The 10,920-nt window shown below is 55.2% G+C and carries 12 protein-coding genes and 1 pseudogene; 4 read left to right on the top strand and 9 right to left on the bottom strand.

Going from position 1 to position 10,920, the window contains the following annotated elements; translation table 11 throughout:
* Positions 1-37: 37 nt before the first annotated feature.
* The 3 genes and pseudogenes from ADICEAN_RS23975 to ADICEAN_RS18085 all read left to right on the top strand — a co-directional run.
* Positions 38-169: pseudogene (locus ADICEAN_RS23975) on the top strand (hypothetical protein); the annotation flags it as partial.
* 28 nt (positions 170-197) lie between these two features.
* Positions 198-671, top strand: coding sequence for a hypothetical protein (locus ADICEAN_RS18080; RefSeq protein WP_009197103.1), 474 nt, complete (start codon positions 198-200; stop codon positions 669-671).
* Positions 672-677: 6 nt separating this feature from the next.
* Positions 678-1,241 (top strand): rhomboid family intramembrane serine protease, encoded by a 564-nt coding sequence (locus ADICEAN_RS18085; protein WP_009197104.1) that lies wholly within the window; start codon positions 678-680, stop codon positions 1,239-1,241.
* 24 nt (positions 1,242-1,265) lie between these two features.
* Here ADICEAN_RS18085 and xseB read toward each other — a convergent pair whose 3' ends face one another.
* From xseB to ADICEAN_RS18125, 8 genes are all read right to left on the bottom strand, one after another.
* A complete protein-coding gene (xseB, locus tag ADICEAN_RS18090; protein WP_009197105.1) occupies positions 1,266-1,451 on the bottom strand; it encodes an exodeoxyribonuclease VII small subunit in 186 nt (61 codons plus the stop codon).
* Positions 1,451-2,764 (bottom strand): exodeoxyribonuclease VII large subunit, encoded by a 1,314-nt coding sequence (gene xseA, locus ADICEAN_RS18095; protein ID WP_009197106.1) that lies wholly within the window; start codon positions 2,762-2,764, stop codon positions 1,451-1,453. Before xseA ends, xseB begins: the two co-directional genes overlap by 1 nt.
* A 178-nt stretch (positions 2,765-2,942) precedes the next feature.
* Complete coding sequence (locus tag ADICEAN_RS18100; protein ID WP_040398062.1) at positions 2,943-3,401, bottom strand: hypothetical protein; 459 nt, start codon at positions 3,399-3,401, stop codon at positions 2,943-2,945.
* A complete protein-coding gene (locus ADICEAN_RS18105) occupies positions 3,398-3,853 on the bottom strand; it encodes a hypothetical protein (protein ID WP_009197108.1) in 456 nt (151 codons plus the stop codon). Before ADICEAN_RS18105 ends, ADICEAN_RS18100 begins: the two co-directional genes overlap by 4 nt.
* A gap of 32 nt (positions 3,854-3,885) precedes the next feature.
* Positions 3,886-4,446: an RNA polymerase sigma factor gene (locus tag ADICEAN_RS18110; protein WP_009197109.1), complete on the bottom strand. Its 561-nt coding sequence runs from the start codon at positions 4,444-4,446 to the stop codon at positions 3,886-3,888.
* 52 nt (positions 4,447-4,498) lie between these two features.
* Positions 4,499-6,058 carry an alpha,alpha-trehalase TreF gene (gene treF / locus ADICEAN_RS18115; RefSeq protein ID WP_009197110.1) on the bottom strand — a complete coding sequence of 520 codons (1,560 nt, stop codon included), beginning with the start codon at positions 6,056-6,058 and terminating at the stop codon, positions 4,499-4,501.
* Between the two features lie 46 nt (positions 6,059-6,104).
* Positions 6,105-7,037 (bottom strand): universal stress protein, encoded by a 933-nt coding sequence (locus tag ADICEAN_RS18120; protein WP_009197111.1) that lies wholly within the window; start codon positions 7,035-7,037, stop codon positions 6,105-6,107.
* Positions 7,038-7,052: 15 nt separating this feature from the next.
* Positions 7,053-8,129, bottom strand: a complete 1,077-nt coding sequence (locus tag ADICEAN_RS18125) for an aminotransferase class V-fold PLP-dependent enzyme (RefSeq protein ID WP_236612954.1) — start codon at positions 8,127-8,129, stop codon at positions 7,053-7,055.
* A 436-nt stretch (positions 8,130-8,565) separates the two neighbouring features.
* On the opposite strand from ADICEAN_RS18125, the gene ADICEAN_RS18130 reads away from it, so the two are divergent.
* Positions 8,566-9,507 carry a serine hydrolase domain-containing protein gene (locus ADICEAN_RS18130; RefSeq protein ID WP_040398064.1) on the top strand — a complete coding sequence of 314 codons (942 nt, stop codon included), beginning with the start codon at positions 8,566-8,568 and terminating at the stop codon, positions 9,505-9,507.
* Between the two features lie 67 nt (positions 9,508-9,574).
* Here ADICEAN_RS18130 and ADICEAN_RS18135 read toward each other — a convergent pair.
* On the bottom strand, positions 9,575-10,920 hold a 1,346-nt coding region (locus tag ADICEAN_RS18135), incomplete at its 5' end, for a Glu/Leu/Phe/Val family dehydrogenase (RefSeq protein ID WP_040398073.1).

The raw sequence follows: 10,920 nt of genomic DNA on the forward strand, positions 1-10,920 counted from the left end.
AGGCGCTACCCGCCGATAAACAGGAGAGCTTGCTGTTTTTACTACTCCCCTCGGCCGGTGCCTTAGCCTGCGGCAGACACTGCAGTTTATGGCCGCCCATATGCAGCACCACCGCCGGCAGGCCTCCGCTGCCTTGCGGCAACAGTCTGCCAATCTGATCAAACAATAAAGCCGCTTTCCTGATTTTATAGGAGATTATGGAAACAAGTAACCTACCCCTCAACTCCGGTGAAACCGAGCTTCTGCTGCAGGCACCGGCCCTGGTGACCATGCTGGTGGCAGGCTCCGACGGCGATTATAAGGAAAATGAAATAGCGCGTGGCATAGACATCACCCGCTGGAAGAAGATCCATGCCCGGCCCGATCTGCTGCAGTACTATGATCAGGTACGCCCCCGCTACCAGAGCGATATAGACCAGCTGCGCAAGCAGCTCCCCCGGGATATCAATGAACGTTACCGCTACCTGTCAGATCAGCTTAAGCAGCTCAATCCCATCCTCTTCAAGCTACACAAGCCCCTGGCAGAGCAGATCTATGCCAGCCTGCGGGAGCTGGCCCAGCAGGTGGCCGAGGCCAGCGGTGGCGTATTCGGCTATCTTTCTATTGGGTACAATGAATCGAAAGTGATAACTTTGCCTATGATAGACGATCCGCGTACCTACCGGGTATAATAAATTATGCTGGAAAGAATCAGCGAAAGTGTGTTAGTGCCGGCACGCCTCACCTTGCTCATGTGGGGCGTTTTCTTTTTTGAGATCAGCTGGGGAATTGATTTTAGCTTTCTGGGCATTTTTCCCCGGGACCTGTTTGGCCTGATTGGGATCATTGCCTCCCCCTTGCTGCACGGCTCCTGGTGGCACATTGCTTCCAATACGGTGCCTTTTCTGTTTCTTGGGACCACGCTCTTTTTCTTTTACCCCCGCATTGCCAACAAGATCTTCTTTTACTGCTACTTTATCACCGGCATGCTGGTATGGCTGTTTGGCCGGCCCAGCCTGCACATTGGCGCCAGTGGGGTAATTTATGGCTTGGCCTTTTTCCTGATCTTCTTTGGCTTTTTCAGAAAAGACTTCCGATCGCTGATCATCTCCACGCTGATCATTATTTTTTACGGCAGCCTTTTTTACGGCCTGCTCCCCACCGAGCCCAATGTCTCGTATGAGTCGCATCTGTATGGGGCACTGGTAGGCTTTGGCACGGCCATGATCTACGGGCGCAGGCTGGGTAGGGTAGGGTATTAATCCCTGGTGAAGGGGTGCAGCTGCTTATTCCTTCAGCTTTTCAAAGGCTTCCTGCACTTCTTCTTCAGTGGCTTTCAGGCGCTTTTTGCAGAACATCAGCAGTTCATAGCCTTCTTTTACCATGCCGGAGAGCTCGTCCACATCAGGCTCTTCGTTTTCAATGCGGTGTACAATTTCTTCCAGTTTCTTGATGGCGTCGTTATAAGTCATTACTCGTCAGATTCGGAGGTGGTGTTTTCTACTTTACTTGTTACAATTTTGCTGCTGGTATGGGTGATCAGCAGCTGGCCCGGCTGTGGCGCACCGGCTTTGTGCAGGGGTTTGCCCTCCAGGTAGGTAATGGTATAGCCCCTTCGGAGCAGGCGTTTGGGGTCCTGCAGGTGCAGGGTAATGGCCAGCTGGTCCAGGCGGGAGGCTTCGTTGCACAGCGCCCGGTCACTGACCGAGTATAAGGTCTTTTGCAGGTTGCGCAGCCGCTCCTTATCAAAGCGCAGGCGGTAGCGCGTATTGGTGCCCAGGCCGGCGCCCAGCTGCTGCAGGTGTTTGAGCTCTGCCGTTAAGAGTCCCCTGGCCCCCGCCTGCAGGTGTTGCTGCAGCCTGCTGAGCTGGTGCTCCTGACGGTTCAGGTACTGATCGGCATAGCCAAACAGGCGGTTGGCCAGTGCCTCCAGCTGCTCCTCATAACTGCGCAGGCCGCTGATGAGAAATTCGGCCACGGCCGTAGGGGTCTTTAGGCGGGTGTGGGCCACCAGGTCGGCTATGGTCTCATCCCGCTCATGGCCAATTCCTGTTACGATGGGCAGCTCAAACTGGGCAATGGAAACGGCCAGCTCGTACTGGTCAAAACAGTCAAGGTCGGTGCGGGCACCCCCTCCGCGTATGATCACCACCGCATCGAAAGGGGTGGCTGCCCGGGCAATCTGCTCCAGCGCCAGGCAAATGCTGTCGCCGGCGCCATCGCCCTGCATGCTGGCCTGAAACAGCACAACATCAAAGCGAAAGCGATAGGGGTTGCGGATCAGCTGGTCGGCAAAATCGCCCCAGCCTGCAGCGGTGGGAGAAGAGATTACGGCTATGCGCTGGGGTACCAGCGGCAGGGAGTGGCGGCGGTTAAGGTCATAGATCCCCTCGGCAATCAGGCGCTGAACGATCTCGGCACGGCGCCGGGCGCGCTCCCCCATGGTATAGTTGGGATCTACCTTCAGGATGTTGAGGCTCATGCCATAGAGCTCATGATACTGCACCTGCACCTGGCACAGGATCTTGAGTCCGGGGCCCAGCGGCTGGCCGGTTACCTGCTCAAAATGCTGGCTGATGGTGCGGTAGGAATAGGACCAGATGGTAGCGCGTTGCTTGGTGGCCAGTTCATCGCCTTTTTTATCGATCAGCTCCAGGTAGCAGTGCCCCCGGTGGTGCTGCCGCAGCTCGCCAATCTCGGCAATAACCCAGTAGGTTTGCTCCAGGTGGCGTTCCAGCGTATACCGAATAAGTTGGCTGAGTTCGAGCAGACTAATTGGGCTCATAGCCTGCAAGATACGAAAAGTGAGGCGGAGATTGGCAGAGGAGGATTTGGGATTTTTTCGGAAAAGAGACCGTGGCGGTAAGGGGTATGCTTTAGGGATATAAAAAAAGCACAGCTCACTGGCTGTGCTCTTTCCCTTAATCAACCTAACCAATCAACTCAATAGGGGGTGCTGTACCCTAATTAGCCCTGCGTTCTTTTAGGCGGTCCAGCAGCATTTTTTTAAATTCATGTTCGGCATGCATCAGCTGCACTACCTGGCGGGGTTCCAGCACACTGAGCAGTTTTCGGCCGTAGTATTCTTCATCCAGGGCGGCTTCTTCCCGCTCCATGCGCAGGTGCTCGCTGATGTATTTGCGGGCGTCCTCATTGCCCAGCTCTACTCCCTTGCCACTTTGTATGATGGTGCGGTGCTCCTGGCGCAGCTTATCCCGCTTGCCAGCGTACTCGTTGTAGACCGGCCAGAATTTCTGGGCCTGCTCCGGGCTGAGGTTTAGCCGGGTGGTGATGTGGGCGATGCGGGCAGCCTCAATTTTTTCGTTGCTGCGGTCTCCCTGAGCCTTAGCCTGCGCCTGCGCCAGGGCAACGGGCAGACTCAGCAGCAGCAAAAGGGCAGTGAGCAGATAGGCTTTTTTCATTTCCATATTTCGTCAGCAGAGTACGTATCGATTGTTTTTAAGACTTCTTCTTCCAGTGCCTGCTCATCGGGCAGACCGGGGCCTAACAGGGCATCCTCGGGCCAATCGGCAACGGCACGGATCTCCTGCATGCTAAGCCTGGAACTGCTCTCCAGGTAATTGACCAGTTCCTGGTCACTTACCTCTTCCAGCAGGGTATAGGCATCTTCGGTAACGGCCTGCTCACTGGGCTGGCGCAGGTACAGTGCCCCTGCCATCAGCAACAGCACCAGACTGGCAAATGCCAGCTGTAGGCGGGGCTGCAGCCACCAGCGGCCAAGGGGCGAAGCGGCCCCCGCAGGCGACTGCTCCTGAATGCGCTGCTGCACCCGTTGGGGCAGGGCCTCTAGATAGCCATCAGGCGCTGTAAAAGGCTCCTGCTTTGGTATGTCGCTGAGCGTTACTTTTTTCATTTGCTTCTTAGATGCAACTCTTCCATGAAAGTTTAATCTTCATTTAAATATTCTTCAATTTTCTTAACAGCTAAGTGGTAGCTGGCCTTGAGTGCACCTACCGAAGTTCCGGTGATCTCCGACATCTCCTCATAGGGCAGCTCATCATAATAGCGGAGGTTAAAGACCAGCCGTTGCTTGTCGGGCAGGCGTAAAATGGCTTTTTGCAGTTTGAGCTGAATTTCATCTCCACTGGGTGCATGCTGGGCTACCAGCTTGTTGGTGAGCTCGGCGGAGTAATCGACAAGGGGTAAAAAGAAACGCTGCCGTTTTTTGCGTAAAAAGGCCAGCGCCTCATTGGTGGCAATGCGGTAGATCCAGGTAAAAAGGCTGGAGGCCTGCCTGAAATCTTCCAGGCTGCCCCACACCTTCAGAAAGGTTTCCTGCACCAGGTCATTGGCATCATCATGATCGATCACCAGCTTACGAATGTGCTGGTAAATGCGCGGGCTGTATTTGCGCACCAGCTGATTGAAGGCCCAGTTCCGGCTTTCGGTAATGCTGAATTTTTGCAGCAGCTCGCTATCGTCCGGATAGGTGGTCAGGGTGCTCACACGGCTTAGATGCAGAATAGGCCTCTTGGTTTAACCCGCCAGGGCGGTTTATTTACTCACCGCGGATAATGGAAATGGCTACGCCATTGGTCCAGCCAAAGCCATCCTGCAGGGGGTACTCTCCGCCGCCGGCATGCAGGCTGGTATCGGCTACATTGTATTTTTCCATCAGGCGGCCGGTTTCGCGGAACACCTTGCGGTTGAGGCGCAGCCAGCGGGTGGCAATTTCGCTGCTCAGCTGGTGGTGCTCATAGCGGCTCAGGCCCTGAATGGCCATCCACTGCAGGGGCGCCCAGCCATTGGGGTAGTCCCACTGCTGGCCGGTCTCATGGAGGGTGGTTACCAGGCCGCCGGGCAGCAGAAAGTCGCGCTCCAGCCGCTGGGCTACCGAGGCGGCCTGCGCATCTTCGGCCAGGCCAAAATAAAGGGGGTAGACCATGGCCAGCGAAACTACCGGCGTAAAGGCTTTTTGCAGCAGATGATAATCGCCATAGACCCCTTCGGAGGGGTTCCAGAGCCATTTGTTGATGGCGGCCTTGCGGGATTCTGCCCTGATCTCAAAATCTTCGGCTTTATCTCCATTGCCGGCCGCCAGGTGCAGCTCACTTATGGTTTCCTCCAGGTGGTAGAGCAGGCTGTTGAGGTCTACCGGTACAATGTTGGTGGTGTTGATGGTGGCCAGCGTTTTGCTATCGGTAAACCAGCGGCTGCTGAAGTCCCAGCCCGATTCGGCGGCGGCGCGCAGGTTGCGGTAGAGCAGGGGGCGCTCAGCTTCGGGCAGCTGCTCGGCTGTTTCCACATCCTGCACATAGCTCTCGGGCCGTGGTATTTCGGTATCATCATAGTAGCGGTTCAGCAGGCTGCCATCGGGCATCTGCACCACCCGCCGATGGCCGGCGCCTGGTGCAGCCTGCTCTGCGCCCTGCATCCAGAAGGCCCATTCTTTCTCCAGCTGCGGCAGAAACGCCAGAGCCGCCTGCGTACCCTTGTGGTGCTGGTACAGGCTTACCATAGCCCCAAAGAAGGGCGGTTGCGAACGGCTCAGGTAATAGGTGCGGTTGCCGTTGGGGATATGGCCGATGTGGTCGATCTGCCAGGCAAAATTCCTGAGCATGCTCTCCAGCAGGTCCATGCGCTCGCTGTTGGCCAGGCCGTGCATGGTAAAATAGCTATCCCAGTAATAGATCTCCCGAAAGCGGCCGCCCGGCACTACATATTCGTGGGGCAGGGGGATAAGGGTAGACCAGGAGGCGGCCTCATCGGCCGGGCGGGTCAGGTAGCGCCAGTGGTTGCTGATGTGGTCTTCCATGCTCAGCGCAGGGTTGAGCTCAAAGTCTTCGCCGGCGCCGCCGGGGATCTCAAAATGCGCCTCCACAAAGGCTTTCAGATCAAATCCTGCTGCCCCTTTTTGAGCCTGATACTGTTCCAGAATGCGGGCCGGATCAGTTTTGGGGCGGCTGTCGACAAAGGTTTTATTATCGGGAAATACACGCCTGAGCTGTACCTCCCGGAAGAGTTCGTCCAGTTGCAAATGAGGTCTGAAATAATCGGGTTGTGAGCTGGTCTGGCAGGCCAGCAAAAAACTGAGCAGCAGGTAGGCGATCCGTTTCATTGCTTTAAAGGGGGTTTACGGACGGCTACGAGGGGCAATCCGGGCTCTAAATGTCCATGATAAAATCGAGAAAGCCGGCATTCTGGCCCTTGGGCCGGATCACCAGCAGCGGAAAGCGGGTGTTCATTTGTATGGCCCGCTCGGCTATACTGCCCAAAAAGAGGGCAGTGGCCGCCGTACGGCCCTTGGCACCAATCACTATCCCATCTGCATTAATCTCAATTGCCTTATCGTATATATCCGTCATTAAATTATCATTTTCATCCAGGGAATACACGTCCTTTATTTTCTGGCCCATCAGATCGATTTCCCTGATGAACTTTTTATAGTCCTTGCGGGCGTGCTTTTCCATAATGGCCGAAAACTCCTGGTAGGTCTTGCCCGAGTAATGGTAGCCGGGGGGAACCGTATACACATTCTGCACCACAATCTGAATACCCGGATTGCGGTGGGCAAATTGAATGGTGGCTTCCAGCGCCAGTTTGGAGTGCTCCGAAAAATCGGATGGGACCAGCAGGGTCTTTATTTTAGGCTTGCTACCTTCGGGTACGATCAGCAGGTTGCAGGCAGCCCGGCGGGCCAGGCGCTGCACCAGCACGCCGCTGCCTTCCAGCGAAACTTTGCGGCCGGCTATGATCAGGTCAATATCAGAGTCCTGGCTCATCTGCAGCAGCTTGCGAGCCGGGGCGCCGTCTTTTACCAGGTACTGGATTTTAAAGCGGGTGAGAATGGCTTCGCCTGCATGAAAGTGGGCATCTACCACAGCCTTCATCTTTTCCTTGCGCTCGGCAATGGCCGTATCCATCAGGCCCGGAAATTCTTTTAATACACTCTCTGGAATGTGAAAATTGCGGATGATGTTGACAAAATAGATCTTTTCTGCCGGTGTGTTTTTAGCGATAAAGGCAGCGTACTGGATGAGGGTAACATCCATGTCGGTAAGATCAAGCGCAACGAGGATCCTTTTAATTGGGTACATTCGGGACAAGGGTATTTACACTTCTACTTTTTTAAAGGCCAGCAGCGCATCGGCCAGGCGCTCTACCTGTTCTTTGGAATGAGCCGGAAAATTGGCAATGCGGATGTGCTGATCCTTATACTTGCCATAGCCGCTGCTAACCTCCAGATGCTGGCTGCTCAGGTAGTCCATCAGGGGTTTGTGGTAGGCCACATCCTGCAGCTCGGCCACCAGGGTGGTTTTGCTGCGCCATTTTTTTTCCTTTACAAACGGAGCAAGGTACGCACAATCCTCAATTGCCTGGTAGAGGATGGCTGCTTTTTGTTCGGTCTCTTTACGGATCTGGGCGGCCCCCTTCAGGTTCATTTCCTCGGCAATCTTGCCCAGTAGGTAAATGCCCAGCACATTAGGGGTTTCGGGCGTTTCGTAGCCCTCTGCTTTTTCGATCAGGCCGGGCAGGCTGTGGTAGCTGCCCAGGCTCATTTCCTTTTCCTGTTTTTTTACCGCTTTGGACAGGCAGCGCTCGTTTACGATCCAGACGCCAAGGCCTGCCGGCAGACCAAAACCCTTTTGCACCGAGAAAAACAGGCTGTCGACCTGCTCCACATCAAAGGTAAGGTAGGGGGTAGCCGACACCACATCTACCGCCAGCAGCGTATCCTGAAAGGCTTTGCGCAGGTCGGCAATATCGCTGGCCGGCTGCATGGCGCCGGTGCTGGTTTCATTGTAGGTAAGGGCTATCAGCTCACTGTCGTTGGAAAGCAACATGCTTTTTGGTTCGCAGCAGCTCCCGTCCGGCGCTTCAATCAGTTCCGTTTCCAGGCAAAGTTCTTTGGCCGTATGGGCAAAGCGTTTAGAGAATGCTCCGTTTACCAGGTGGCAGGAGCGTTTTTCCACGCAGCTCTGCAGGATGCGCTCCCAGGCTTCGGTGCCCGAGCTCAAGAAGAGGATGTAGTAGCTTTCCGGCAGATTGAGCAGCTCCCGCAGGTGGCCGGCTGCATGCCGGTATAAGCTTTGAAAAGCCGTGCCCCGATGGCTCATGGAGGGGATCTGCCTGCGGAGCGCCTCTTTCAGGTGCATTTCAGCCGTAAAATAGAGCTCCGAGGGTCCCACGGTAAAAAAAGTTGTTTTGCGCATACAAGCGAATTCCTAATAGTGGTTAGCAGGGCATACGATGCTGGCAGAAAGAAAGGTAAAAAAAGAGCCAGTTTCACCCAAATACAAGCGTTTCCACAAAAAAACCCATCGGCAAGCCGCTTGTTAGCCAAAAAATCAGCTTTCAGGAAATTATTTATTAGCCCGGAGGTGTTACCTTTGTATTCCAGGTATGACAAATCATACTGAAGAATAGCCCACATTGGTCCATTCCGTTTTTCAAACCTAACATTTATACTAATAACGGGTGAAGCCTATTGGAGAAACCGGGCCTCAATCCCGAAGCAATTCGGGGTCATTCCGACTGTGTCGGGATGTTAACAGTGGAGGGTTGACCCGGCTAGGCAGCCTAAAACGTGTCTTAAAGAGGTTTGATAAAACCCCTCGTGGACCTTTGTGGGTATTTTCATTTCTGGCAGCTCCGGCTGCTTTTTTCCTGTTGCTCCCTGCCTGTACGGCTGAGCCCCCGGTGCAGGAAGCACCTTCCGAACAAATCCTGGTTGCTGAGCAGGAACCTTACTTCTACCAGCCACCGGCCGATTCTTCCAGCCCTTTTGGTACCGCCCGCCTGAAGTACGAAGACCAGGCCGAAGCATTCATGAACCGCTTCAGGGCCATCAGCCAGGGTAGTATCCTGATCATGCAGCAGGAAAAAATGGTGCTGCAGGAGCGTTCTAAAGCCGATACCGCCCGCTTTCTCTGTGTAGACCCCCTTTTTCCGGCCTATGTGAGCAGCCTGCTGGCACGCCTGTACCAGCGGCATGCGGAGATCCCCCATGCGCCGGTACCGCTGGACGAGTTTTTTCCCACTGGCCGAACGGGCACCTTTCTGGCCCGGCGGGAGCCAAGCTATACCACGGCCCCTGAGCTGGCCTCAGAAACCTACCAGCGCCTGATAGGCCGGGTAGAAAAAAAATCGGCCGATACCTATGGCATGGCTGCCGAGGAGCTGCTGTTTGAACCCCTGGAGATAGACGCCTACCAGTTAAAAGAAGGGCAGCTGTGTGTGCCTCCACAGGCCCTGCTGCAGCTGAGCAGCCTCTGGCTGCGCAAAGGCCGCTGGAATGGCGAGCAGTTTTTGTCTGAAGCAGTAGTAAAACGGGTCATGGCACCTGCCTATGCTACCGAATGGGGCAAGGAGGTGTATGGCTGGCAGTACTACCGCCTGCGCGCCAAAGGACGCAAGCAGCCAGTCCTGTTCTGGGAAGGGGAGAGCCTCTACCTGTTTCTGCTGCCCGAGCTGGAAGCCGCAATCCTGATCCGGGCCGATGAACCCATACAGGGGGAACTATGGGAGCTGCTGCAACAGTATATGATCCCGGCATTGTTCCCTTAAATGTTACCCTAAAAAAAAGAACCCACCGCAGGGGTGGGCTCATAGGGGGAGTAATGGTAACTGCAGATCAGGGGAAAAGGCCCAATTCTATATAATTGGCGGCAATGCGGTCCAGGGCCACTACAAAGGCTGCCGTACGCAGGTTAGGGGTCTTTTTCTGCAGTTTGGTTTCGCGGATGTTGTGATAGGCGGTAACCATGCCGTCTTCCAGTCCGGAGTACACCAGGTCCCGCTCGCCAGCCCCTTTTACAATTTCCTTTTTCATCTCGGCCGATAGCGAAACACCGCTGGCCTTTTCAATGGCCTCTACCAGGCGGCGGTTGTTCATTTCGTTGTAGCGGCGGTCCATGCGGCCAAACGATACCCGGGCCAGGTTCTTTAGCCACTCGAAATAACTCACCGTTACCCCGCCGGCATTCAGGTACATATCAGGCACTACCATAATGTTCCGGCGGGTCAGAATCTCTTCGGCCTCGGCTGTAACGGGACCATTGGCGCCTTCACCCACAATCCTGGCCTTGATGCGGGGGGCATTTTCTTCGGTGATCTGCCCCTCCAGTGCCGCCGGCACCAGTATGTCGCAGTCCCACTCCAGCAGCTCCCGGGAATTTTTGATGTTGCGGGCCCTGCCAAAGTTAAGGATGCTTTTGGTAGCGCGCCGGTGGTGGTAAACTGCATCCACATCCAATCCATTCTCATCGAAAAGGCCGCCTTCATACTCGGCAATGCCTATAATGATGGCGCCCTGTTCCTGCAGAAATTTGGCGCTGTGGTAGCCTACATTGCCCAGGCCCTGCACCACCACCCGCTTGCCTTCCAGCCCGGGGCTAAGGCCAAGGGCCTGCATATCTTCCCGAAAGCAGCACACCTCCCGCAGGCCATACATCAGGCCCAGGCCGGTAGCCTCATTGCGGCCTATAATGCCGCTCTGGGTGAGGGGTTTGCCGGTAACACAGGCGGCGGCATTGATGGAGCCCGGGTGAAACTCCTGATAGGTGCTGTAGATCCAGGCCATTTCCCGGGGTCCGGTGCCATAATCGGGGGCGGGCACATCCTGGGCGGGACCTATAAAATTCTTTTTGATCAGCTCCATGGTGTAGCGGCGGGTAATGCGCTCCAGGGTGCGGCTGTCATACTTGCTGGTGTTGATGCGCACACCCCCCTTGCCGCCCCCAAAGGGCACGTTCAGCACGGCACATTTGTAGGACATCAGGGCAGCCAGTGCTTTTACTTCATCTTCATTTACGGTTTCGGCATAGCGGATCCCCCCCTTGGTGGGCAGCTTGTGATGGGAGTGTTGTACCCGGTAGGCTTCAATCACCTCATAGCTACCGTCTTCCAGCTGTATGGGAAAAAAGAACTTATAGATGCTGTTGCATTGCTTGATCTGGCTGATGAGGCCCTGGGGATAAT

It is taken from the genome of Cesiribacter andamanensis AMV16, assembly GCF_000348925.1.
GTDB lineage: Bacteria > Bacteroidota > Bacteroidia > Cytophagales > Cyclobacteriaceae > Cesiribacter > Cesiribacter andamanensis.

Coding starts and splice junctions, on each gene's coding strand:
- ADICEAN_RS18080 (WP_009197103.1), top strand. CDS start 198: ATGGAAACAAGTAACCTACCCCTCAACTCCGGTGAAACCGAGCTTCTG.
- ADICEAN_RS18085 (WP_009197104.1), top strand. CDS start 678: ATGCTGGAAAGAATCAGCGAAAGTGTGTTAGTGCCGGCACGCCTCACC.
- xseB (WP_009197105.1), bottom strand. CDS start 1,451: ATGACTTATAACGACGCCATCAAGAAACTGGAAGAAATTGTACACCGC.
- xseA (WP_009197106.1), bottom strand. CDS start 2,764: ATGAGCCCAATTAGTCTGCTCGAACTCAGCCAACTTATTCGGTATACG.
- ADICEAN_RS18100 (WP_040398062.1), bottom strand. CDS start 3,401: ATGAAAAAAGCCTATCTGCTCACTGCCCTTTTGCTGCTGCTGAGTCTG.
- ADICEAN_RS18105 (WP_009197108.1), bottom strand. CDS start 3,853: ATGAAAAAAGTAACGCTCAGCGACATACCAAAGCAGGAGCCTTTTACA.
- treF (WP_009197110.1), bottom strand. CDS start 6,058: ATGAAACGGATCGCCTACCTGCTGCTCAGTTTTTTGCTGGCCTGCCAG.
- ADICEAN_RS18120 (WP_009197111.1), bottom strand. CDS start 7,037: ATGTACCCAATTAAAAGGATCCTCGTTGCGCTTGATCTTACCGACATG.